Source organism: Massilia sp. CFBP9012 (assembly GCF_034045115.1).
Taxonomy (GTDB): domain Bacteria; phylum Pseudomonadota; class Gammaproteobacteria; order Burkholderiales; family Burkholderiaceae_D; genus Telluria.
Genome location: NZ_JAXCWM010000008.1, coordinates 170,818 through 195,083 on the forward strand (window position 1 = coordinate 170,818; position 24,266 = coordinate 195,083).

Here is a 24,266-nt window from a genome sequence, read left to right on the forward strand (position 1 = left end):
GACTAGCCTGGCCGTCGACGGCGCGCCAGCTCGCGGTCCAGTGCGTTGGCAAACTGCTGGCGGTCGGCCTGGCTGAACGCGGCCGGCCCGCCGGTATCGACACCGCTGCCGCGCAACTCTTCCATGAAGGCGCGCATCGTCAGTTGCTGGGCGATGGTGTCCTTGGTGTACCACTCGCCGCGCGGATTGAGCGGCAGGCCGCCCTTGTCCAGCACCAGCGCCGCCAGCGGAATATCGCCGGTCACGACGATGTCGCCCGGATTCACGCGTTCGACGATCTCGGCATCGGCCATGTCAGGCCCGGCCGGCACCTGCAGCGCGCGGATGAAGCGCGAGCCCGGCACCCGGATCAGCTGGTTCGCGACCAGCGTGACATCGAGCTGCAAACGTTCGGCTACCCGGAACAGGATGTCCTTGATGACGGCGGGACAGGCGTCGGCGTCGACCCAGATGTGCATGGAAATAGATATGTATGAAGTGATTGCCGGATTATGCGGCAGAAGTGTCGTTGACGATGAACTGATGAAATACATCGTCCTTCGGGCCGTGGCGGACCGAGCGGAACGGCAGGCGCACGAAGGCGTTCTGCCAGTGGCTCAGGGCGGCTTCATCCTTTCGAAATACCGCGATCAGCCATGGGCCTTCGGTCTCGAGCACGACCCGGCGCGTCGTCGCCTCGGCGAGGCCAAGGCGGCGATATTTCGGCAGCACGAACAGGTCGGCAAACTCCCGGATCTGCCCGCCCTCGTACGGGATCCATTCGACCAGGGCGAAGCCCGCCGGTTTGCCATCGACCCTCAGGATGTAAGCCGCGTCCACGCCCTGCTCATCGAAATAGCCCTGCAGACCATCCTCGTCGCAATCGTACAGGCCGTCGTCGAGGATATCCTCGCCGCTCCAGCGTGTGGCCTCGAAGAAGTACAGCTGCAGCAAGCGAAACAGCAGTGGGCGCTCGGCCACGACCGCGCGCTCGATCGAAAAGGCGGGCATCACTTCAATCGGCAAGTGCTCACCCAATAGAACTCCCAGCGCGCAACCTTGATCTCGCGCGCGACCTTGTCCAGGCGCTTGCGCAGCGTGCTGTCGGTCGGGTAGTTCTTGACCAGTTCGTGGCGTGCGCCGTCGGCATCGAGCTGGAATTCATGGGTATTGCCCAGCAGATCGGTGCGCACGATCGTGGCGCTCTCGCCTTCCACATAGGCGTCGTCGAAGATCACCAGCAGCACGTCCTTGCCCAACTTCTTCTTCAGGGACAACAACAGCATGTCGCCCTGCTCGCGCGTCAGGTGGGCCCACAGGCCGCCCATGAACACGGCGGTGAATTTTTCGTCGCCGCTGCCGAGATCATCCGGCAGCGCCAGCGCATCGACCAGGCGATACTCGACATTGTCCAGGTCTTCGCCATGCATGCGCGCCAGGTCGAGCATGAATGGGCTGGCGTCGGTGGCCAGCACCGATTCGGCGGTTTCGGCCAGCACGTCGGTCCAGGCGCCGCTGCCGCAACCCAGTTCCAGGATGCGGTGGCCGCTGAGCAGGGTGGCGATCTGCTCGCGCGCCTCGTCCAGGTCTTCCTGCTGCTCTTCCGAATACTCGGCGGACGCGTTGTCGTAGTGGGCGGCGATGCTGTCGTAGTAGGCGACGACCGCGTTGTCGGCACGATTATTGTCCATCTTTAATTCCCTGACCATCAAAGTTCGTAGTTTTCCCCACCGCGCATCGCCGACTCGACCATCTTGCGGTTGAGCGTCGGCGTCAGCAGCTCGATGAAGGTATAGATATAGCTGCGCAGGTAGGCACCCTGCTTGATCGCCACGCGCGAGGTGTTCATGCCGAACAGGTGGCCGACCGGCAGCGCGCGCAGGTTGCGGTCGCGCTCGGGGTCGAAGGCCATGCCGGCGATGATGCCGACGCCCATGCCCAGCTCCACATAGGTCTTGATCACGTCGGCGTCGATCGCTTCCAGCAGCACGTCCGGCTTCAGGTTGCGTAAGGAGAAGGCGTGGTCGATCTTGCTGCGGCCGGCGAAGGCGGCATCATACGTGATCACGGGGTAAGTAGCGATCTCTTCCAGTGAGATGGCGCGCGACTTGAACAGCGGGTGGTCCGGCGGCGCCACCACCACGTGCTCCCACTGGTAGGCGGGCAAGGTGATCAGGCCGTCGACGGCGGCGATCGATTCGGTGGCGATGGCCAGGTCGGCCTGGTCGTTCTTGACCATGTCGGCGATCTGCTTCGGATTACCCTGCAGCAGCGACAGGCGTACCTTCGGGTACTTCTGCATGAAGCCCTGCACCACCTTCGGCAGCATATAGCGCGCCTGGGTATGGGTAGTGGCGATGGTGAAGCTGCCGCTGTCGTGGGCGGCATACTCCTTGCCGATGCGTTTCAGGCTCTCGATCTCCTGCATGATCAGCTCGACCGATTGCAGCACCAGCCGTCCCGGCTCCGTCAAGCCGCGGATGCGCTTGCCGTGGCGGGTGAAGATGTCGACGCCGAGCTCTTCTTCCAGCTCGATGATGGCCTTCGAGACCCCGGGCTGGGAGGTGAACAATGCCTTGGCGGCATCGGTCAGATTGTAGTTCTGGCGGACGGCCTCGCGCACGAAGCGTAGTTGATGGAGATTCATTTGATAATTATTGTTGTTAAATAGACAGCAAGCCGGTGACGAACGACATTCTAAGATGCTTATTCGGGTTACGTATATAAGCAAATAAATTATCCGTAGTTTGGAATATAAGCTTAGCTCCGTATCATCGGGACATTATTTAATGGGCGAACACCATCCGCCTCTGCCTACGGACCCTGCACATGTACCGCTACGACCACTACGACCACCTCATCGTGCGCGAGCGCATCGCCCAGTATCGCGACCAGGTCGCCCGCCGCCTCTCCGGCGAGCTGCTGGAAGAAGAATTCCTGCCCCTGCGCCTGCAGAATGGCCTGTACATGCAGCGCCACGCCTATATGCTGCGCGTCGCCGTGCCGTATGGTCTGCTGTCGTCGAACCAGGTGCGCATGTTCGCCCATATCGCCCGCAAGTATGACCGCGGCTATGGCCACTTCACCACGCGCCAGAACATCCAGTACAACTGGATCGAGCTGGAGCAGACGCCGGACATCCTGACCGACCTGGCCTCGGTCGAAATGCACGCGATCCAAACCTCGGGCAATTGCATCCGCAACATTACCACCGACGAGTTCGCCGGTGTGGCGGCCGACGAGATCATCGATCCGCGTCCCTTCGCCGAGATCCTGCGCCAGTGGAGCACCTTCCACCCCGAATTCCTGGCCCTGCCGCGCAAGTTCAAGGTGGCCATCAATGGCGCCCTGGAAGACCGCGCCGCGATCGCCGTGCACGATATCGGCCTGACCGTGGTCCATAACGATGCCGGAGAAGTGGGCTTCAAGTTCATGGCCGGCGGCGGCATGGGCCGCACCCCGATCCTGGGCAGCGTGATCCGCGACTTCCTGCCATGGCAGCACCTGCTGACCTATACCGAAGCCGTGATGCGCGTGTATAACACCCACGGCCGCCGCGACAACAAGTACAAGGCCCGCATCAAGATCCTGCTCAAGGCCCTCGGCGTCGAAGAGTTTACCCGCCAGGTCGAGCAGGAATGGGCCGACCTGAAGGATGGTCCCGAGACCCTGACGCAAGAAGAATTCGACCGCGTCGCCAAATGGTTCCATCCGCATGCCTACCGCGAGCTGGCCGACACTGACGTCGCCGCAAGCCAGGCCGACAACCGCGCCTTCGCCAACTGGCTCAACCGTAACGTCAAGCCGCACAAGGTACCGGGCTACGCCGCCGTCGTGCTGTCGCTCAAGAAGACCGGCGTGCCGCCGGGCGACGCCACCGCCGAGCAGATGGACTTCGTGGCCGAGCTGGCCGACCGCTTCAGCTTTGCCCAGGTGCGCGTGACCCACGAGCAGAACCTGGTGCTGGCCGACGTCGAGCAAAGTAAACTGTTCGAGGTGTGGCAGCTGGCCAAGTCGAAAGGCATGGCGACGCCGAACATCGGCCTCTTGACCGACATCATCGCCTGCCCCGGCGGCGACTACTGCTCGCTGGCGAACGCAAAATCGCTCCCGATCGCCGCCGCGATCGCCGAGCGCTTCGACGACCTGGACTTCCAGCACGATATCGGCGACATCGAACTGAATATCTCGGGCTGCATCAATGCCTGCGGCCACCACCACGTCGGCAATATCGGCGTGCTGGGCGTCGACAAGGACGGCAGCGAGTGGTACCAGGTGTCGATCGGCGGCGCCCAGGGCAACGAGTCCGCCATCGGCAAGATCATCGGCCCGTCGTTCTCGGCGGTACAGATGCCTGAAGTCATTGGACGCCTGCTCGAAGTCTATGTCCGCTGTCGCATCGAAGGTGAGCGCTTCGTCGACACCGCGCAGCGCTTGGGGCTGGCCCCATTCAAGGAACACGTGTATGCCACGCCGATCGCGGCGGAAGAACTGGTTGGAGAGGACCACTATGCTTAATCAACACCCGCAGATCATCAAGGGTCGCGAAGTGGTCAATGACGACTGGAGCGTGCTCAAGCTCGACGAGGGCCAGAGCGCTGACAGCGTGGAAGTCCCCGCCGGCAAGATCATCGTGCCGCTGAGCGTGTGGCAGGCCCAGCGCGATGCGCTGCTCGGGCGCGCCGAACTGGGTGTCTGGCTGGCGCCGGACGAAAGCGCCGCCGCCATCAAGGACGACCTGCAGCGCTTTGCCGTGATCGCCATCGACTTCCCGAAATTCACCGATGGCCGCGGCTACTCGATCGCCTACAACCTGCGCAAGCGCCTGGGCTGGACCGGAGAATTGCGCGCCATTGGCGACGTGCTGCGCGACCAGCTGTTCCAGATGGCGCGCTGCGGCTTCGACGCCTACGCCACCAGGCAAGATCGCAGCATCCACGATGCGCTCAAGGGCCTGTCGGTGTTCTCGGAAACCTACCAGGCGACGGTCGACAATCCGATCCCGCTGTTCCGCCGCGTCCCACGCGACACCCCGGCGGAACACCGCGACATCGGCGCCGGCATCTAGGAGCTTTACGCATGAGCGACCTGCATCATCGCGTGGATGAAACCCACGCGATACTGACCCGTATTGCCCGCGATTTCACGCCCGCCGTTTTCGCATCGAGCCTGGCGGCCGAAGACATGGTGCTGACCGACCTGATCCTGAAGGCCAAACTGCCGATCGCGATCTTCTCGCTCGAGACCGGCCGCCTGCATGCCGAGACGCTGTCGATGATCGAGCGCGTCAAAAAAGCGTATGACTACGATATCGCCCTGTACCGCCCGCAGCCCAAGGCGGTGGAGCGCTACGTCGCGGACCACGGCCTGAACGCTTTCTATGACAGCGTCGAGATGCGCAAGGAATGCTGCCGCATCCGCAAGGTCGAGCCGCTGGGCCGCGCCCTGGCCGGCAAGCGCGCCTGGATCACCGGCCAGCGCCGCGCCCAGTCCAGCACGCGCGCCGAACTGGCGGTGCAGGAAGACGACCATGCACACGGCATGCAGAAGTTCAATCCGCTGACCGACTGGAGCGAGCAGAACGTCTGGGACTACCTGCGCAGCAACAACGTGCCCTACAATGCCCTGCATGACCGCGGCTACCCGTCGATCGGCTGCGAACCCTGCACCCGTGCCATCCAGCCGGGCGAGGACGTGCGCGCCGGACGCTGGTGGTGGGAAAACCCGGAGTCCAAGGAATGCGGCTTGCATGTGGTGGACGGCAAACTTATTCGCATCAAATCCGTGGCCGCTTGAGCCACGAACCGAGAAAAGAACAGGCATAGCGATGACAACTGTTAGCGACAATGTAGTACTGAGCGACGTGAACGCCGCCCACCTGGACGCGCTGGAATCGGAAGCGATCCACATCCTGCGCGAAGTGGCGGCCGAATGCAGCAATCCCGCCCTGCTGTTCTCGGGCGGCAAGGACTCGGTGGTCCTGCTGCGCCTGGCCGAGAAGGCTTTCCGCCCGGGCAAATTCCCCTTCCCGCTGGTGCATATCGATACCGGCCACAACTTCGACGAAGTGATCGCCTTCCGCGACGCCCGCGCCGCCGAGCTGGGCGAGCGCCTGATCGTCGGCAGCGTCGAAGACTCGATCAAGCGCGGCACCGTGCGCCTGCGCAATCCGCAGACGGATTCGCGCAATGCGGCCCAGGCCGTGACCCTGCTGGAAACCATCGCCGAGCACGGCTTCGACGCCTGCATCGGCGGCGCCCGCCGCGACGAAGAAAAAGCGCGCGCCAAGGAACGCATCTTCTCCTTCCGCGACGAGTTCGGCCAGTGGGATCCGAAAGCCCAGCGCCCCGAGCTGTGGGACCTGTATAACACCCGCGTGCACCCGGGCGAGAACATGCGCGTGTTCCCGATCTCGAACTGGACCGAGCTGGACGTGTGGCAGTACATCGCGCGCGAAAAGCTGGCGCTGCCGCCGATCTATTTTGCCCACCAGCGCGAAGTGATTCCGCGTAACGGCCTGCTGGTGCCGCTGACCCCATTGACCCCGGCGCGCGAAGGCGAGACCGTCGAAACGCGCACCGTGCGCTTCCGGACCGTGGGCGACATCTCGTGCACCTGCCCGGTGGCGTCCGATGCCGACACGGTGGCCGGCATCATCGCCGAAACCGCCGTCACCGACGTGACCGAGCGCGGTGCGACCCGGATGGACGACCAGACTTCCGAAGCCTCGATGGAAAAACGTAAAAAAGCGGGATATTTCTGATGAACGCCATGACAGACAAACTGAACCAACAGGCAGGCTCGACCCTGCTGCGCTTCATCACCGCCGGCTCGGTGGACGATGGCAAGAGCACCCTGATCGGCCGCCTGCTGTTCGACAGCAAGGGCATCTTCGCCGACCAGCTGGCCGCCGTCTCGCGCGCCAAGCACAAGCGCACCGTGGGCGACACCATCGACCTGTCGCTCCTGACCGACGGCCTCGAAGCCGAGCGCGAACAGGGCATCACCATCGACGTGGCCTACCGTTATTTCGCCACGCCGAAGCGCAAGTTCATCATCGCCGACACCCCGGGCCACGAGCAGTACACCCGCAATATGGTCACCGGCGCCTCGACCGCCGACGCCGTGATCATCCTGATCGACGTCTCGAAGGTGAAGTTGGGCGACGACGGCAGCGTCGGGCTGCTGACGCAGACCAAGCGCCATTCGACCATCGCCAAGCTGCTGCAGATCGAGCACGTGGTGGTGGCCGTGAACAAGATGGACCTGGTCGACTACGACCGCAATGTCTACGAGCGCATCGTCGCCGAATACGAGAAGTTCGCCCAGTCGCTGGGCCTGAAGGACATCACCGCGATTCCGCTGTCGGCGCTGGCCGGCGACAACGTGGTTGACCGTTCGGAAAAACTGGCCTGGTACGAAGGCCCGACCCTGATCGAGCTGCTCGAATCGCTGTCGGTCTATGACCAGTCGCACGCCGCGCCGTTCCGCTTCCCGGTTCAGCTGGTGGCGCGTCACAACGGCCACGAGGCGAACGACTTCCGCGGCTATATGGGCCGCATCGAATCGGGCGTGGTCAAGGTGGGCGACAAGCTGACCGTGCAGCCCTCGAACCAGAGCGCGACGGTGAAAGAGATCGTCACCTTCGACGGCTCGCTGGAATCGGCCGTGGCCGGCCAGTCGGTGACCCTGGTGCTGAACGAATACGTGGACGTCTCGCGCGGCGACATGCTGGCAGGCAGCGAGCAGCCGGCGACCCTGCTCAAGCAAGTGACGGCCGATGTGTGCTGGATGGCCGACGAGCCGCTCGACCTGCGCCGCAAGTACTGGATCAAGCACGGCACGCGCCAGACCGCGGCCAAGGTGGCGCGCCTGGACACCATCCTGGACGTGAACACGCAAGAACGCCATCCCGCCGAAGGCCTGAAGCTGAACGACATCGCACGCGTGCAGCTGACGGTGCAGCAGCCGCTGGCGGCCGACGCCTACGCCGACATCCGCGCCACCGGCGCCTTCATCCTGATCGATGAGGTGACCCACCAGACCGTTGCAGCGGGTATGATCCGCATCGAAGAGTAATCGTTTCTAGAGGACGGGGTTGATTCCATGGCGGCGCTGGGCAAAGTGTATCTGGTAGGAGCCGGTCCCGGCGCGGCTGATCTCATCACGGTGCGCGGCGCGCGCCTGCTGGCGCAGGCCGATGTGGTGCTGTACGACGCCCTGGTCACGCCCGAGATGCTGGAACTGTGTGTGCGGGCCGAGAAAATCTCGGTCGGCAAGCGCTCGGGCCAGCGCTCGATGGCGCAGACACTGATCAACGAGCAGCTGGTCGAGTGCGCAAGAAAATATGCGCTGGTCGTGCGTTTGAAGGGCGGCGATCCGATGCTGTTCGGCCGCGCCGACGAGGAATTGCGCGCGCTGGAGCTTGAGGGCATCGAGGTCGAAATCGTCCCCGGCATCACGACCGCCGTCGCCGCCGCCGCCGCGACCAAGCAGCCGCTCACCAAGCGGGGCCTGGCGCGCAGCGTCGCCTTCTTCACCTCGAGCACCGCGCCGGACGAACCGGATCACCCCGCCCTGCCCGAAACCGACACCCTGGTCCAGTACATGGGCGGCCGCGAAGCCGCCGCCACCGCCGAGCGCCTGCTGGCCGAAGGGCGGCGTGCCGACCTGCCGGTGGTGGTGGTGGAAAACTGCAGCCGCGCCGACGAGCGCATCCTGCGCCTGACCCTCACCGACCTTGCGCAAGGCCTCGAGCCTGGCCACGGGCCCGTGCTGGTGATGATGGGCGAAGCGCTTGCAAAACGCGAGCACCAGGCCTGAGTATTACAACCACGGCGTGAATGCGATCCCGTCCTGGATCGCCCCGATCACCTGCGCCTGGTTTTCCGGGCTCTCGCTGAACTGCGCCAGCAATTCCTCCCGCCCCGCGCCCTGCACCTGCATCGCATCGACCCAGAACTGGCACCCTTGCACATCCGGCGCGCGATGCAAGGTGTTCTGGTACAGCAGGTCGACGAATTGCGCATCGCTCGTGTGGGCCCCATACAGCTCGATGAATTCCTGGCTGCCCGTGAATCCGGCGGCCGCTGCGCGCAGGCTCACGCCCTTGTCCATCATGTCGATCCAGTAGCCCAGCCCCTTCGGGTCCGGCGTGCGGTCGAAGGCCGCCGCATACAGCCGGTAAGCTTGTCCGGCGACGCCGTCGATGTCGAGCCTCAGGGCCAGCGCCTCGGGCGCTGCGCCGGCCAGCACACGCGTCTCGATCCGCGCCATGCCATCGGCCTGGGTGTCGACCCAGGCCGCGGCGAAGCCGCCGTCCGCCAGCGCGCTCAGCGCCGGGCCGGCCTGGTCGCCCTGGCGCAGTTCGTTGATCGCGAATTCGCGCGCATCGACCGCCTCGCCCTGGGCGTCGAAACGGCGCCCGTAGATCCCGTTGCCATCGAAGTCGCCCGCCTGCCAGGCCACGACGAAGCCGCCGCCGGCGAGCGCCGTCACCTGGGCGTCGAACCGGCCCGTAATCGCGTGATCGGTGTTGACCTGGGTGATGCCGCCCGCCGCCTGGCCGGCGGCGTCGTAGCGCTGGAAGAACACGTCGCTGCTGGCAAAGCCAAAGGGGTTGTTGACGTAGCTGTCCCAGGCGACCACGAAGCCGCCGTCCGCCAGCGCAGTCATGCCGGGCAGCGGCGCGCCGGTGCTGTCGCTGGCCGCCATGCCGTCGCCAGTGACGGCCACCGGGGTGTCTCCACTGCGCGCCAGGTAGACGTTGCCATCGCCGATCTCGCCCCAGGACACGGCGTAGCTGCCGCCGTGCGCCACCACCTGGGGACTGTAGGCCGTGCCGAGCGCGCCGAAGGTCTCGACGGCGCCGCGCGGCGATCCGTCGGCGTCGAACTGGCGCACCGCAACCTGCCCGTCTTCGCGCCAGGCCAGGGCGAAGGAACCGTCCTGCAACAGCGCCAGGTCGGGCATGGCGGCGTCCGCATGCGCGCCCGTGTTGGCCCGGTGTTCTCCACCGATGCCGCCGTCGGCGCCCACGATGCGGTAGGCGATGCCGCCACCCATGCCATAGGCGACCACGCAAGCGCCGTTGGCGAGCGCCGTCACCACCGGTTCGTTCGCGGCCGCGCCGGCGATCTCGAAGGCGGCCTGGCCGATCCGGCACCAGACCGATGCGCCCGCCGACTGCCACACGGTGACCAGGCGACCATCGGGCAGGGTGGCCATGGCCGGGTCTGTCCCGGCGCCATTCGCATCGAGCGCGGACTCGGCGCCGAAGCCGTCCAGGTCCTGCGTGCGGCCCGCCTCCACCGCATACACCAGCGTCTCGGCGATGCCGCGGCCGGGCAAGGGATTGCCGCGCGCGTCCAGTTGGTGATGGTCGTAGTAGTGCACGGTGACCGAGGCCGGCCGGCCTTCCTCGAGCAAGGCCGCATTCGCCACGATCAGCCGCGCCGAGGCGTCGAGCGCCGGATCGTAGGCGATCCGGAACAGCCCGGGCTGCGCCTGGTTGTCGATGACCCAGCGCCCGCCGGTCAGCGGGCCGGTGTCGATGGCGCGCAAGGTGGCGGCGAGATCGCCGTCGTGCAAGGTGGTGAACAGCGTGTCGCGGTCGTCAACGATGCCGACCGGGGCGTAGTCGAGTTCGGTGCTCATGAAAGTATCCTGAAGAGTGGCTTCAGGGGATCATGCGCCAGGCGGGCTGTTCCAGATAGGGAAAAAGTGAACTATGTGCGGCAATAATGTCAATATCCAACACAATATTTGAACATCAACAAATAATGGCAAATATTAATTACCAAGCGCAGCCACGCAGTAATCGGCCATGGCGCGTTGCACGCCCGGGTCTTCTCCGATCGCGCCGACCACGTTCAGGTCCAGGCCGGGATGCGCGGCGCGGATGGTGTTGCACAGGGCCGGCAGGTCGCGCAGCAGGTGGCCGCCCTGCCCCAAAAATACCGGCACCACGGTGACCTGGTCGATCCCGCGCGCAACCATCGCCGCCACCGTATCCGGCAGGCTGGGCGTCATCAGTTCCAGGAAGGCCAGCGTCACGTCGCAGGCGGGCAGCTGCGCCTGCGTGGCGTCGCGCAGGCGCTCGAACGGCGCCGCCCAGGAAGCGGCGCGCGCGCCGTGGGCGAACAGGATCAGTCCTCGTTGGGTTGGCTGCGTCATCAATGCCTTTCCACCCACCACAGCGCCCCGAGCGCCATCAGCAGGAACAGCAGGCTAGGCGCCACCGCCGTCAGGAAAGCCGGCAGGATGGTCAGCACGCCCAGGTGCGAGAACAGTGAATTGATGAGCAGGAAGCTCACCCCGATCATGATGCCGATGAAAATCTTGAGGCTGACGCCGCCGCTGCGCGTGTGCAGGTAGGCGAACGGCAGCGCCAGCGCCATCAGCACGAAGATCGAGAACGGATCGATGACCTTCTTCCAGAACGCGACCTTGAAGCGTTCGGTCTCTTGCCGGTTTTCGGCCAGGTGGCGCGTGTACACGGCCAGTTCGGCGGCCGACATGCGTTCCGGGTCGGAGCGCGAGACCGACAGGATCTTGGGCGTGATCTCGGAAGCGAGCACGTAGCTGTCGAGCTTGCGGGTCGAGACCGCGGCCGTTTCCTGGCCATAGGTGCTCTGGATGGTCTGTCCGGCCGGGACCGCCGAACCAGGCGCCGGCAGCTCGCGGCTATTGGTGAACATGGTCTCGGTGACGTCGGACAGGCGCCAGGTATTGTTGCCGCCATAGGTGCCGCGCACCGCCGTGACGATCGAGCGCATGCGCATATTGTTGTCGAACTCGTAGAGGCGCACGTCTTCGAGCTGGCCATCGGGCGCGATGCGGCGCACGTTGAAGAAGCGCGAACCGATGATGTTGCCGCGCACACCTTCTGCGTGCACGCTGTCCTTGGTCCACATGCCCGACCGGAACTCCGCCGACACCGACCCGCCCTTGGCGGTCAGGCGCATGCGCTCGGCGATCGGCGCCGTGCGCGGCGTGATCAGTTCGCCGAACACGAAGGCGATCAGGACGAAGATCGCGCCAATCTTGAACAGGATCATGGCGGCCTGGCGGGTCGACATCGACGAGGCGCGCATGATGGTGAACTCGGAACTCGAGGCAAATTGCGCCATCGTATAGATGGTGCCGATCAGGGCCGCCACCGGCATCACCTGATACACATTGCCGGGCACCAGCAGCAGCACATACAGCAAGGCATGCTGCATGCCGAAGTCATTCTTGCCGACCGATGGCAGGATGCTGGTCAGGTCCATGAAGGCGACCAAGGCCAGGAAGGCGGCCAGCACGAAGGCCACCGCCTGGAAAATATTGACTGCGAAATAGCGATCGAGGATCTTCATTCTGACCGTGCCTCTTCGCGTTTGGCGGCCGGCGACTGCTTGCGCAGGCGGCGCCGCTTGAAGGCGCTAATCAGCACCAAGGGGTGATAACGGTGGTTCACGTTCAGGCGCCAGGCGAACAGGCCCACGACCACCAGCAAGGCGAGCAGGTGCAGCGGCCACCAGCCCATGCCGAAGGCCAGCTTGCCCTGCTTGACGCTGGCCTCGGTCAGCCGCACCAGGTTGTTATAAGTGAAGAAGATCAGCAAGGCCACGATCAGGTTGGCCGACGAGCCTGCGCGCGGGTTGACGAAGCCGAGCGGGATCGCCAGCAGCATCAGGATCAGGCAGGTGATCGGGGCCGCGATCCGGTTCAGCAGCTCGGCCTCGGTGAAGCGGTTGGGCGCGACCAGCAGCGTCGAGGTCGACAGCGCCGCCACCGGTACGTCGGCGCCGATCATCGGCGCCTGGGTCGCCACCCGCATGCTGTAGCGCTCGAATTCCATGGTCTGGAAATCGGCCTGTCCCGGCACGCCTTCGTAACGGCGGCCATTGCTAAGCACCAGGAACTGGCCGCCCTTGCCGTCCGATTCGATCACGCCCTGCTTGGCCACCACCACCGAGTGGCTGTCGCCATCGACACCGCCGACGAACACGTTCTGCACCACGGTCGAACCCTCGGTGCTGCGCTCGACGAAGAACACGCGGTCGCTCGAACTCGATTCGCGGAACTGGCCGGGCGCCACGCGCTGCAAGTCTTCACGTTTCTGGAAGCGCTCGACGAATTCGGCGCTCTTCATCTTGGCCCAGGGCGTGACGACGAAGGACAGCGCGGCCACCAGCGCCACCATCGGCAGGCCGAGCGTGAGCACCGGCCGGATCCATCCGAGGAGGGATTGACCCGAGGCGAACCAGACCACCATTTCGGAATCGCGGTAGCTGCGCGTGACGGTGGCCACCACGGCGATGAAGGACGTGAGGATCAGGATGATCGGCAGCAGCTCGGCGCTGCGGAAGACGATCAGCGCCAGCACGTCGCCGGATGCCACCTTACCACCCGCGGCCCGGCCGAGAATGGCGATCAGGGTCCAGGTGACGAGGATGGAAAACAGCACCGTAAAAGTGGCGCCGGCGGCGCTCGCCAATTCACGTTGCAGGGAACGTCGGAAAATCATTCAATAGAGTCGTTATAATTGCAGATTAGGCAGTCCGCCGCCAAACATCGAACCGGAGAACCAAATGGACTTTAGCATAAAAGCATTCGACACAAAAAACACCCTGGCCGCTGCGAAATCAGGCTGCATCGCGGTTGCGGTGTACGAGAACAAGAAACTGTCGGCTGCGGCCAAAGCACTCGATGTGAACGGCGACATCAGCGCGGCGCTCAAGTCGGGCGACATCAGCGGCAAGCCGGGTTCGACCCTGCTGCTGCGCGGCGTGACCGGCGTTAGCGCCGCGCGCGTGCTGCTGGTCGGCCTGGGCGCCGATGAAGTCGTCAGCGAGAAAAGCTTCACTACCGGCGTCACCGCCGCACTGAAGGTGTTCTCGACCCTGGGCGCGGCGGACGCCATTATCGCACTCCCGCTCGACAGCGTGAAAGAGCGCGACGCAAACTGGGCGCTGCGCGCCCTCGTGATCGGCGCCAGCGAAGCCGAATTCCGTACCGACGGCCAGAAGAGCAAGAAGGATCCAGCCCTCGCCGGCGTGCGCAAGATCGTCGTTGCGGCGCCAGCCGCCGGCCTGGACAAGGCCACGCTGACCCAGGCCGCGGCGATCGCCAACGGCATGAACCTGACCAAGGAACTGGGCAACCTGTCGCCGAACGTCTGCACCCCGACCTTCCTGGCCAATACCGCGCGCAAGCTGGCCGACGACTATGGCTTCGACATCGAAGTCCTGGAACGCAAGCAGCTCGAAGCGCTCAAGATGGGCAGCTTCCTGTCGGTGACGCGCGGCAGCGAAGAAGCGCCGAAGTTCATCGTCCTCAAGCACAACGGCGGCAAGTCGAAAGACGCGCCGGTGGTCCTGGTCGGCAAGGGCATCACCTTCGACACCGGCGGCATCTCGCTGAAAGCCGGTCCAGGCATGGACGAGATGAAGTACGATATGTGCGGCGCCGGCTCGGTGCTCGGCACCTTCCGCGCCATCGGCGAGATGGGCCTGAAACTGAATGTGGTCGGCATCGTCGCCGCTTGCGAAAACATGCCGTCGGGCCGCGCCACCAAGCCGGGCGACATCGTCACCGCGATGAACGGCACCACCATCGAAGTGCTGAACACCGATGCCGAAGGCCGCCTGATCCTGTGCGACGCCCTCACCTACGCCGAGCGCTTCAAGCCGGCCGCCGTGGTCGACATCGCGACCCTGACCGGCGCCTGCATCGTGGCCCTGGGCCACCACACCAGCGGCCTGTTCACGCGCGACGACGCGGCCCACGATGGCCTGGCCCAGGAGCTGCTGGACGCCGGCAAGCAGGCGGGCGACGTGGCATGGCGCTTCCCGCTGGGCGATATCTACAACGACCAGCTCAAGTCGAACTTCGCCGACCTGGCCAATATCGGCACCCCGGGCGCAGCCTCGATCACCGCGGCCTGCTTCCTGGAGAACTTCACCCGCAAGTACACCTGGGCCCACCTGGACATCGCCGGCACCGCCTGGAAATCGGGTGCGAACAAGGGCGCGACCGGCCGTCCGGTGCCGCTCTTGACCACGTTTCTGATGAATCGCGTTTAAGCTGATCGAACGCTGACGTGTGATTTTTTCGTCAGCGCATACACGTCGTTTCTGCCACTGGCAGAAACGACTCCCCGCGCAGGCGGGGACCCAAGCTCGCATGCAAACCACTTAAGTTAATTTCAGCGGCTACGCATGCAACTTGGGTCCCCGCCTTCGCGGGGACGACGTTTTGGGGCTAACGGAAAACGAGACTGGGCTGGTTAGCTCAGAACACCCGCGTATCGAGCGGATTCGCCCCCGCCGCCTCGGGCGGCGGCGCGGACGGCTGCATGACGACGGTCAGGATGGCCGGATAGCCATAACCCGCCCCCGAATGGCGGTCGACGAAGTAGCCGAGCCCCGCGCTGATGACAAGATTGCCCATCAGGTTGCTGGTATCGAGCCTGGCCTGGACGACTTCGGCGGCGGTGGCGGCCGAACCCTTCTTGCAGCTGATCGACAGCGGCTCGCTGCTGCGGGTGACGGTCACGCGCCCGGGCGCGATCATGTACCAGCGCCCGACGTCATTGCTGAGGATGCAACCGACTCCGCCGATCTCGCGGTAATCGAGCACGGCGCGCACCTCGAGTTGCTGCACGGGGGATTCGGACATGGTCGCGCATCCACCCAGGGCAAGGGAGGCAACAGCGGCAACGGCAAACGAGCGGAATGGAAACGACATGGCGAGCATCGAGAGGCAGATACCTCGTTAACGGCAGCAGCGCGCCATAACTGAAGCCCTGCCCGCTACGCGCACGCGGGTGTGGCGTCGAGCAGGGTGAATCGCGGCAGGATCCTGCCGTCGACCGTCACCGTCTCGAAGAAGGCGTCACGGGGCCGTACCCACACGACACCATCCTGGCCGCGATAGACGACCACGGGTGTGTGATCGGCTTCCAGCACTGCTTCGCATACCAGCTCGTAGATGCCGCCCTTGTAATGGCGGTAACGCGTAGGCATGCGGACGAGCTCAGACCTTTTCGGTCTCGGCCTTCTGCTTTTTCTTCAGGCCCTGGATAACCTTGAGCACGCCTTCCATGCCGGCGGTCTCGTCCAGTTCGCTGAAGGCGTCCAGCACTTCGTTCAGCACGCGATTGCGCACGGCTGCTTCGTCCTGGGCGATCGCCGGCGCGGCGCCATCCTTGGCGAACTTCGATGGCGTATCGGCGGCGGCCTTGGCGCCATGCGCCAACGCTGCCTGCCAGATCACCCAACGGCGCTGGGTTTCAAAAACGAGGTATTCCTCGGGCTTGTCTTCGCGGCGGCGAACAATGTGGCCCTCACGCTGGGCCCACGCTTCAAATGCACTGCGCATTTCTGTCCTTTTTCAAATCTGCGTTCGGATCATTAACTTGTGAAACCGAATATTTCACAATAGTACCACTACCGCGTGTCGATGGCCTTGGACAACCGTGTGGTCCGACCGAACCTGCTTCACGACAGGCTAATGGTACAATGGAAGTTGCCCGGACGCAATTTTATTATTACCGAAAAGCAACAAACTCACACTGCTGAGTTCGTTCGTATCAAACTCCACCCAGATCTTGTTTATAGCGCCGAGCCGGCAGCGGAGCAATACTCTTTGGCAATCTGTTAATCAATTTTATTATCACGTGTTGCGACTTAGCCAAGCCGACGGCCTCACTTCCATCCAAGGAAAGTGCAACCACCCGATGGGTCATCGCAAACTCGGTAATAATAGCTGGTTGGCAAGCAACTTGGCTGCACGACAGTATGTTACAGCCAACACTCTACCATGACACACATAGAACAATGAAAATAGTTACTTGGAACGTAAACTCCCTGAAAGTCCGACTCTCGCATCTGCTGCAATGGCTGGATGCCAATCCGGTCGACGTGGTCTGCATCCAGGAGACCAAGCTCACGGATGACAAATTCCCCCTGGCCGAGCTGAACGCCGCCGGCTACCAGGTCGCGTTCTCGGGCCAGAAGACCTATAACGGCGTGGCCATCCTGTCGAAGCTGCCGATCGAGGACGTGGTCAGGAACAACCCGCATTATGAAGACGCCCAGCAGCGCCTGCTGGCGGCCACGATCGGGGGCGTGCGCTTCATTTGCGCCTACGTGCCGAACGGTCAGGAGGTGGGTTCCGACAAATATACGTACAAGCTGGCCTGGCTGGACGCACTGCGCACCTGGGTGGCGGCGGAAATGGCCGCGCACGCGCAGTTCGCGATCCTGGGCGACTACAATATCGCGCCCGAAGCGCGCGACGTGCACGACCCGGCCGAGTGGGAAGGCCGCATCCACTTCTCGCTGCCCGAGCGCGCCGCGCTGCAGGAGCTGATGGCGCTCGGCCTGTCGGACGCTTTCCGCCTGTTCGAGCAGCCCGAGAAGCAGTATAGCTGGTGGGACTACCGCCAGATGGCGTTCCGCCGCAACCGCGGCCTGCGCATCGATCACATCCTGCTGTCGAAGACACTGGCCGATCGCTGCACCGCGTGCCACATCGATCGCGAGACGCGCAAGTGGGAGCAGCCGTCGGATCATGCGCCGGTGGTGGCGACCTTGGCGGATTGATGCTGTGATCGACCGGTCGGTGTGCACCGGCCGGTTGAGTTACCCCGCCAGCAACCTGGCCGCCTGCTCCGCCGGCAACGGCCGCGCGAACAGATAGCCCTGCGCATACTGGCAACCGAAGGAGCGCAGCAGGGCATACTGCCCTTCCGTCTCCACCCCTTCGGCCACCACCGACAATTGCAGGCTGTTGGCCAGCGCCATCACCGCCGCCACGATGGCGCGGTCCTCGGTGCTGGCTTCGAGCTCGCGCACGAAGGCGCGGTCGATCTTGATCTTGCGTACCGGGAAGCGCTTCAGGTAGGCCAGGCTCGAATACCCGGTGCCGAAATCGTCGATCGACAGGCACATCCCCATCGCGTTTATCTGACGCAGGATCTCGAGCGTCTGGCCGCCGTGCTGCATCAGCGCGGTCTCGGTGATCTCGAACTCCACCAGGCTCGGTGCGATCCCCGTCTCGTCGACGATGGCGCGGATCGAGTCGACCAGGCCCTGGTGCGTGAACTGGCGCGCCGACAGGTTGATCGCCAGCGGCACCACGTCCAGCCCCTCGCGCTGCCACTGCATGGCCTGAACGCAGGCGCTGCGGATCACCCACTCGCCCACTTCCATGATCATGCCGCTCTCTTCCAGGATCGGGATGAATTCGTCCGGCCCCACCAGCGCGCCATCGCGGCGCCAGCGCAGCAGCACTTCGAGTGCGCGCGGGCGGCGCGTTTCGGTGCACATGATCGGCTGAAAATACAGCGCGAACTCGTCCCGCGCCAGGGCGCCGCGCAGGCTCGATTCGAGCTCGAAATGGCGCGCCGCCGCCAGGTTCATGCGCTCGGTGAAGAACTGGTAATTGTTGCGGCCGGCCGCCTTGGCCTGGTACATCGCGGCGTCGGCGTGGCGCATCAGGGTCTCGACGTCGACCCCGTCGTCCGGATACAGGCAGATCCCGATCGACGGTGAGATGTGCAGGCTGTGGCCGTCGATCTGGCAAGACATCGATAGCGCGGAGATGATGCGGTCAGCCACCGCGGCGGCATCGGCGCCGCCGGCGATCTCCGGCACCAGCACCACGAACTCGTCGCCGCCCAGGCGCGCCACCAGGTCGCTGGGCCGCACCGCCGTCACCAGGCGCAGGGCGACGTTGCGCAGCAGCTGGTCGCCGACCATGTGGCCAAGGGTGTCATTGATGTTCTTGAAGCGGTCGAGGTCGATGAACATCAGGGCCAGTTGCTGCCCCTGATGCGGCGCGTCGCCCAAGGCCACGGCGCGCATCGCCGCATCGAGCCGTTCGGACAGCATGGCGCGGTTGGGCAGGCCGGTCAGGCTGTCGTGGTAGGCCATGTGGTGCACGCGCGCCTCGGCCTGGCGCCGCTCGTTGATCTCTTCCTGCAGCAGGGCGTTGGCGCCGGCCAGTTCGGCGGTGCGCTCGGCCACCCGCACCTCGAGTTCGTCGCGCGCGCGCAGGATGGCGTCGGCCGCCTCGCGCTGGGCGGTGACGTCGTCCACCAGCCACACGCTCCTGCCGCCCGCCTGGGCCAGGTCGAACAGACGGCCCGACAGGCGCGCCCAGAAGCGGCCGCCGTCGCGGCGCACCATCTCGTGCTCGGCCATGTGGGCCTGGCCCAGCGCGAACTGGCGTCCGGAGAGCTCGCGCGCCTCCTTCCAGCTGGCGTGGTCGGGATACAGCGAGCGCACCGCGATGCCGTCCATGCCGCACGGCGGCGCGCCGAACAGCTCTTCCATCTTGCGATTGCAGTGCAGGGTGCGACCGCCCTCGACCACGGCGATGCCCAGCACCGCGTTGTCGAGGATGGCGCGGTTCTCCATCAGCGCCTCGCGCAGCGATTGCTCGTCGCTGCGCTCGCGGGTGCGGTCTTCGAGCATCCAGATCGTGCCCTTGTCGGGGTCTTTCGCATTGACCTGATAACCGATCATCTGGACCCAGGCCGGCGTGCCGTCCTTGCGCACCAGGGTGCGCGAGGTGGTGAACGGCCGGCCGTCGGCCAGCTGCGGATAGGCCTCGGCGCCGAGCTGGCGATAGGCGGCTTCGTCGGGGTAGATCACGCGCGTGGATACCCCGATCGGCTCGCCCTCGGCATAGCCGAACATCTGGCAGAAGGCGGGATTGGCGCGCCGGATCACGCGGTTGCGGGTGAACATGATGCCGATCGAGGCATTGGTCATGATCGCCTGCACCTCGCTCATGGCCTGGCGCGCCTCGGTCACGTCCTCGACGATCCAGATAGTCCCGGCGTCGCGGTTGCCCGGTTCGACCGCGCAGCCGCGCAGGCGCGCCCAGAAGGTGCTGCCGTCGCGGCGGCGGAACTGCTGCTCGCTCTTTTCGAACAGCCCGCCCGCGGTCAGCACCGCGAACGCTTCCCGGATCAAGGTCTCGTAATCCTCGGGCGAGACGCAGACCTCGGCCGGCGCGATGCCTCCCACCTCGTCCTGAGCGAAGCCAAACATCTCGCCCGCGCGCGGATTGAACGAGCGGATCCGGTCGGGCTGGGTGACGGCAATGCCGACCGGCGCGTTCTCGAACACGGCGCGCTGCTCGCGCACCATGCGCCGCAAGCCGGCCAGGTCGGCCAGCCGCGCCAGGTCCGCGTCGTATCCACCGGCGTCCGCAACGTCAGCTAATTGCAGGTTCGAAAATCCATCCATCGGTTGTTGCAGTCGCGGCTAGTACTCATGGTTGCCTCGAGTTGCCGATTGGCAACAAGGGCGACCATCATAACCCGAAACCGGCCTGCAATTGACTTGCATGCGGCAAGAAAGCGACACCGCGCGCACGTCGCCGCAAAACTTCAAAGGGCGTTACCCGGCACGCATATTCGCCCCTCCATCAGTACCCGCGCGCTGCGGCTCATGATGGCCTTGTTGACACTCCAGGCGCCGTCCCGCTGCACCGCCTCGGCGCCCACGCGCAGGGTGCCGGACGGATGGCCGAAGCGCACCGCGGTACGTTCTCCGCCGCCGGCCGCGAGGTTGACCAGGGTGCCGGGAATCGCCGCCGCGGTGCCGATCGCCACCGCCGCCGTGCCCATCATCGCGTGGTGCAGCTTGCCCATCGACAGCGCGCGCACCAGCAGATCGACGTCGCCCTGCGCCACCTGCCTGCCGCTGGACGAGATATAGCCCGCCGCTTTCGCGACGAAAGCGACCTTCGGGGTGTGCTGGCGCTTGCCGGCGTCCTCGATGCTCGCGATCAGGCCCATGCGCAGCGCGCCGTGGGCGCGGATGGTCTCGAACATCGCCAGCGCGCGCGCGTCGCCATTGATCGCGTCCTGCAGCTCGGTGCCGTCGTAGCCGACCGCCCCCGCCTCGACGAAGATGGTCGGGATGCCGGCGTTGATCATGGTCGCGCGCAGGGTGCCGACACCGGGCACGTCCAGTTCGTCGACCAGGTTCCCGGTCGGGAACATCGCGCCAGCTGCGCCCTCTTCCTCGGCCGCCGGATCCATGAATTCGAGCTGCACCTCGGCCGCCGGGAAGGTCACGCCATCGAGCTCGAAGTCGCCCGTTTCCTGGACCTGGCCATCCGTCATCGGCACATGGGCGATGATGGTCTTGCCAATATTGGCCTGCCAGATGCGCACCACCGCGATGCCGTCCTGCGGCACCCGTGCCGGGTCGATCAGGCCGTTGGCGATGGCGAACGGCCCGACCGCGGCCGACAGGTTGCCGCAGTTGCCGCTCCAGTCGACGAAGGGCTTGTCGATCGCCACCTGGCCGAACAGGTAGTCGACGTCGTGGTCGGGACGGCTGCTGCGCTCGACGATCACGGCCTTGCTGGTGCTGGAGGTGGCGCCGCCCATGCCGTCGATCTGCTTGCCGTAGGGGTCGGGGCTGCCGATCACGCGCAGCAGCAGCGCGTCGCGCGCGGCGCCGGCGTCGCGCGCGGCTGCAGGCAGGTCTTCGCGCTTGAAGAACACGCCTTTGCTGGTGCCGCCACGCATATAGGTGGCAGGGATCCTGATTTGGGGGGTGTGGGACATGGTGCGGTTCTCCATCAGGCCGCCGCCTTGGGCGCCGACGATTCAAGGAAGTCCTGCGCGAAGCGCTGCAGCACCCCGCCCGCTTCATAGATGGCGAGTTCCTCGGCCGTATCGAGGCGGCAGGTCACCACGACCTCGAGCTGCTCTCCGTTCAGGCGGTGGATCACCAGCGTCAGGTCGGCGCGCGGCGTACGCTCGCCCACCACGTCGAAGGTCTCGGTGCCGTCGATGCCGAGCGTGATGCGATTCATACCGGGCTTGAACTCCAGCGGCAGCACGCCCATGCCCACCAGGTTGGTGCGGTGGATGCGCTCGAAACCTTCGGCCACGATCGCTTCCACGCCCGCCAGGCGCACGCCCTTGGCCGCCCAGTCGCGCGACGAGCCCTGGCCATAGTCGGCGCCGGCCACCACGATCAGCGGCTGCTTGCGTTCCATATAATGCTCGATCGCTTCCCACATGCGGGTCACCTCGCCCGACGGCTCGATGCGCGCCAGCGAGCCGGCCATCACATTGCCCAGGCCATCCTTGACCATCTCGTTCTTCAAGGTCGGATTGGCGAAGGTCGCGCGCTGCGCCGTCAGGTGGTCGCCGCGATGGGTGGCATAGGAATTGAAGTCTTCTTCCGGCAAGCCCATCTTCGCCAGGTATTCGCCGGCGGCCGAATCGAGCATGATCGCGTTCGACGGCGACAGGTGGTCGGTGGTGATGTTGTCGCCCAGGACCGCCAGCGGGCGCATGCCGCTCAAGCTGCGCTCACCTGCCAGCGCGCCTTCCCAGTACGGCGGCCGACGAATGTAAGTACTCATCGGACGCCAGTCGTACAGCGGGCTGACCGCGGCGCCATCGTCGACGACGCGCGCGAACATCGGCGTATACACCTTGCGGAACTGCTCGGGCTTGACGCTGGCGGCGACCACGGCATCGATCTCTTCATCCGATGGCCACAGGTCGACCAGGCGGATCTCCTTGCCGGCGGCGTCAAAGCCCAGCACGTCCTTCTCGATGTCGAAGCGGATGGTGCCGGCGATCGCATACGCGACCACCAGCGGCGGCGACGCCAGGAAGGCCTGTTTCGCATACGGGTGGATGCGGCCGTCGAAGTTGCGGTTGCCCGACAGGACGGCGGTCGCATACAGGTCGCGCTCGATGATCTCTTGCTGGATGGTCGGGTCGAGCGCGCCGCTCATGCCGTTGCAGGTGGTGCAGGCAAACGCCACGACGCCGAAGCCAAGCTTGTCCAGCTCGGGCGTAAGGCCGGCTTCGTCCAGGTACAGCGCCACGGCTTTCGAACCCGGCGCCAGCGAGCTCTTGACCCAGGGCTTGCGCAGCAGGCCCGCGCGGTTGGCATTACGCGCCAGCAGGCCCGCAGCGATCATATTGCGCGGGTTGTTGGTGTTGGTGCAGCTGGTGATGGCGGCGATGATCACGGCGCCGTCGGGCATCAGGCCCGGCTCATTCTCCACTTTACCGGCGATGCCGCGCGCCGCCAGTTCCGAGGTCGGCACGCGCTTGTGCGGGTTCGACGGGCCGGCAATATTGCGCACCACGCTGGACAGGTCGAAGCTCAGCGTGCGTTCGTACTGGGCATTGCGCAGGCTGTCGGCCCACAGTCCGGCCTGTTTCGCGTAGGTCTCGACCAGGTGTACGGTCTCGTCCTCGCGCCCGGTCAGGCGCAGGTACTTGATGGTCTGCTCGTCGATGTAGAACATCGCGGCGGTGGCGCCGAATTCCGGCGCCATATTCGAGATGGTCGCGCGGTCGCCCAGGGTGAGTGCGGCGGCGCCCTCGCCATAGAACTCGAGGTAGGCGGAGACGACTTTCGACTTGCGCAGGAACTCGGTCAGCGCCAGCACGGTGTCGGTGGCGGTGATGCCGGGGCCGGGCCGGCCGGTCAACTCGACGCCGACGATGTCGGGCAGGCGCATGTAGGAGGCGCGGCCCAGCATCACGCTCTCGGCTTCCAGCCCGCCGACGCCGATCGCGATCACGCCCAGCGCATCGACCATCGGCGTGTGCGAGTCGGTGCCGACCAGCGTGTCCGGATAGGCCACGCCGTTCTCCACCTGGATCACGGGCGACATGCGTTCGAGGTTGATCTGGTGCAGGATGCCGTTACCGGGCGGGATCACGTCGACGTTCTGGAAGGCCTTCTTGGTCCAGTCGATGAAGTGGAAGCGGTCTTCGTTGCGACGATCCTCGATCGCGCGGTTCTTGGTGAACGCGTCCGGATCGAAGCCGCCGCATTCGACGGCCAGCGAGTGATCGACCACCAGCTGGGTCGGCACCACCGGATTGACCAGGGCCGGGTCGCCCCCTTGCAGCGCGATGGCGTCGCGCAGGCCGGCCAGGTCGACCAGGGCGGTCTGGCCCAGGATGTCGTGGCAGACCACGCGCGCCGGGAACCAGGGAAAATCGAGCTCGCGCTTGCGTTCGATGATCTGCTTGAGCGAGTCGGTCATGCAGGCGGGATCGCAGCGGCGCACGAGGTTCTCGGCCAGCACGCGCGAGGTGTAAGGCAAGGTGTCGTAGGCGCCGGGCTGGATGGCGTCGACGGCGGAGCGCGTGTCGAAGTAGTCCAGGTCGGTGCCTGGGAGGGGTTTCAGGTGGTTGGTATTCATGGCGATGCTCGATTAATTAGCTAACCTAAAAACCGTCGTCCCCGCGAAGGCGGGGACCCAAGTTTAGCGTGCGTGACCAACAC

General features: G+C 65.1%; 22 protein-coding genes. 8 read left to right on the forward strand and 14 right to left on the reverse strand.

Annotation, left to right across the window (positions count from 1 at the left end; genetic code table 11):
* Window positions 1-2 precede the first annotated feature (2 nt).
* From SOM61_RS15080 to SOM61_RS15095, 4 genes are read right to left on the reverse strand one after another with little or no spacing between them, the layout of a single operon-like run.
* A complete protein-coding gene (locus SOM61_RS15080; protein WP_320474834.1) occupies window positions 3-458 on the reverse strand; it encodes a YaiI/YqxD family protein in 456 nt (151 codons plus the stop codon).
* Window positions 459-489: 31 nt separating this feature from the next.
* Window positions 490-1,005, reverse strand: coding sequence for a GNAT family N-acetyltransferase (locus tag SOM61_RS15085; RefSeq protein ID WP_320474835.1), 516 nt, complete (start codon window positions 1,003-1,005; stop codon window positions 490-492).
* On the reverse strand, window positions 990-1,670 hold the full coding sequence (locus SOM61_RS15090) for a class I SAM-dependent methyltransferase (protein WP_320474836.1): 681 nt from the start codon (window positions 1,668-1,670) through the stop codon (window positions 990-992). The genes SOM61_RS15085 and SOM61_RS15090 overlap by 16 nt, the downstream gene beginning before the upstream one ends.
* Window positions 1,671-1,687: 17 nt before the next feature.
* Complete coding sequence (locus SOM61_RS15095; RefSeq protein ID WP_320474837.1) at window positions 1,688-2,626, reverse strand: CysB family HTH-type transcriptional regulator; 939 nt, start codon at window positions 2,624-2,626, stop codon at window positions 1,688-1,690.
* Between the two features lie 182 nt (window positions 2,627-2,808).
* Between SOM61_RS15095 and SOM61_RS15100 the strand changes: the two genes are divergently transcribed.
* Genes SOM61_RS15100 through cobA form a run of 6 tightly spaced genes read left to right on the forward strand, consistent with a single transcriptional unit; the run spans window position 2,809 to window position 8,802 of the window.
* Entirely contained in the window at window positions 2,809-4,497 is a 1,689-nt protein-coding gene (locus SOM61_RS15100; RefSeq protein ID WP_320474838.1) for a nitrite/sulfite reductase, read from the forward strand.
* Entirely contained in the window at window positions 4,490-5,047 is a 558-nt protein-coding gene (locus SOM61_RS15105; RefSeq protein WP_320474839.1) for a DUF934 domain-containing protein, read from the forward strand. Before SOM61_RS15100 ends, SOM61_RS15105 begins: the two co-directional genes overlap by 8 nt.
* A gap of 11 nt (window positions 5,048-5,058) precedes the next feature.
* Window positions 5,059-5,775, forward strand: a complete 717-nt coding sequence (locus tag SOM61_RS15110) for a phosphoadenylyl-sulfate reductase (RefSeq protein WP_320474840.1) — start codon at window positions 5,059-5,061, stop codon at window positions 5,773-5,775.
* A 31-nt stretch (window positions 5,776-5,806) separates the two neighbouring features.
* Window positions 5,807-6,742 carry a sulfate adenylyltransferase subunit CysD gene (gene cysD, locus SOM61_RS15115; RefSeq protein ID WP_147934690.1) on the forward strand — a complete coding sequence of 312 codons (936 nt, stop codon included), beginning with the start codon at window positions 5,807-5,809 and terminating at the stop codon, window positions 6,740-6,742.
* A complete protein-coding gene (gene cysN, locus SOM61_RS15120; RefSeq protein WP_320474841.1) occupies window positions 6,742-8,058 on the forward strand; it encodes a sulfate adenylyltransferase subunit CysN in 1,317 nt (438 codons plus the stop codon). The genes cysD and cysN overlap by 1 nt, the downstream gene beginning before the upstream one ends.
* Before the next feature lie 27 nt (window positions 8,059-8,085).
* Window positions 8,086-8,802: a uroporphyrinogen-III C-methyltransferase gene (gene cobA, locus SOM61_RS15125; RefSeq protein ID WP_320474842.1), complete on the forward strand. Its 717-nt coding sequence runs from the start codon at window positions 8,086-8,088 to the stop codon at window positions 8,800-8,802.
* 3 nt (window positions 8,803-8,805) lie between these two features.
* Here the strand turns inward: cobA and SOM61_RS15130 are convergent, their stop codons facing one another.
* From SOM61_RS15130 to lptF, 4 genes are all read right to left on the reverse strand, one after another.
* The gene (locus SOM61_RS15130) at window positions 8,806-10,635 is read right to left on the reverse strand and encodes a DUF4214 domain-containing protein (RefSeq protein WP_320474843.1); all 1,830 of its coding nucleotides are present in this window, start codon (window positions 10,633-10,635) and stop codon (window positions 8,806-8,808) included.
* 135 nt (window positions 10,636-10,770) lie between these two features.
* Entirely contained in the window at window positions 10,771-11,154 is a 384-nt protein-coding gene (locus SOM61_RS15135; RefSeq protein ID WP_320474844.1) for a sirohydrochlorin chelatase, read from the reverse strand.
* Window positions 11,154-12,338, reverse strand: a complete 1,185-nt coding sequence (gene lptG, locus SOM61_RS15140) for an LPS export ABC transporter permease LptG (protein ID WP_320474845.1) — start codon at window positions 12,336-12,338, stop codon at window positions 11,154-11,156. Before lptG ends, SOM61_RS15135 begins: the two co-directional genes overlap by 1 nt.
* Window positions 12,335-13,492 (reverse strand): LPS export ABC transporter permease LptF, encoded by a 1,158-nt coding sequence (gene lptF / locus SOM61_RS15145; protein ID WP_320474846.1) that lies wholly within the window; start codon window positions 13,490-13,492, stop codon window positions 12,335-12,337. The genes lptG and lptF overlap by 4 nt, the downstream gene beginning before the upstream one ends.
* A 64-nt stretch (window positions 13,493-13,556) precedes the next feature.
* Between lptF and SOM61_RS15150 the strand changes: the two genes are divergently transcribed.
* Window positions 13,557-15,050 (forward strand): leucyl aminopeptidase, encoded by a 1,494-nt coding sequence (locus SOM61_RS15150; protein WP_320474847.1) that lies wholly within the window; start codon window positions 13,557-13,559, stop codon window positions 15,048-15,050.
* Between the two features lie 208 nt (window positions 15,051-15,258).
* On the opposite strand, the gene SOM61_RS15155 is transcribed toward SOM61_RS15150, so the two are convergent.
* The 3 genes from SOM61_RS15155 to SOM61_RS15165 form a co-directional block, all read right to left on the reverse strand.
* Window positions 15,259-15,645, reverse strand: coding sequence for a hypothetical protein (locus SOM61_RS15155; RefSeq protein WP_320474848.1), 387 nt, complete (start codon window positions 15,643-15,645; stop codon window positions 15,259-15,261).
* 134 nt (window positions 15,646-15,779) lie between these two features.
* Complete coding sequence (locus SOM61_RS15160) at window positions 15,780-15,992, reverse strand: DUF1653 domain-containing protein (protein ID WP_320474849.1); 213 nt, start codon at window positions 15,990-15,992, stop codon at window positions 15,780-15,782.
* A 10-nt stretch (window positions 15,993-16,002) separates the two neighbouring features.
* Complete coding sequence (locus tag SOM61_RS15165; protein ID WP_320474850.1) at window positions 16,003-16,347, reverse strand: phiTE_015 family protein; 345 nt, start codon at window positions 16,345-16,347, stop codon at window positions 16,003-16,005.
* Window positions 16,348-16,805: 458 nt separating this feature from the next.
* Here SOM61_RS15165 and xth point away from each other — a divergent pair, with 458 nt between their 5' ends.
* The gene (gene xth / locus SOM61_RS15170) at window positions 16,806-17,573 is read left to right on the forward strand and encodes an exodeoxyribonuclease III (RefSeq protein WP_320474851.1); all 768 of its coding nucleotides are present in this window, start codon (window positions 16,806-16,808) and stop codon (window positions 17,571-17,573) included.
* A 39-nt stretch (window positions 17,574-17,612) separates the two neighbouring features.
* Here the strand turns inward: xth and SOM61_RS15175 are convergent, their stop codons facing one another.
* From SOM61_RS15175 to acnD, 3 genes are all read right to left on the reverse strand, one after another.
* On the reverse strand, window positions 17,613-20,228 hold the full coding sequence (locus SOM61_RS15175) for an EAL domain-containing protein (RefSeq protein ID WP_320474852.1): 2,616 nt from the start codon (window positions 20,226-20,228) through the stop codon (window positions 17,613-17,615).
* A 143-nt stretch (window positions 20,229-20,371) separates the two neighbouring features.
* The gene (prpF, locus tag SOM61_RS15180; RefSeq protein ID WP_320474853.1) at window positions 20,372-21,562 is read right to left on the reverse strand and encodes a 2-methylaconitate cis-trans isomerase PrpF; all 1,191 of its coding nucleotides are present in this window, start codon (window positions 21,560-21,562) and stop codon (window positions 20,372-20,374) included.
* Window positions 21,563-21,576: 14 nt separating this feature from the next.
* A complete protein-coding gene (gene acnD / locus SOM61_RS15185) occupies window positions 21,577-24,183 on the reverse strand; it encodes a Fe/S-dependent 2-methylisocitrate dehydratase AcnD (protein WP_320474854.1) in 2,607 nt (868 codons plus the stop codon).
* Window positions 24,184-24,266: the final 83 nt, after the last annotated feature.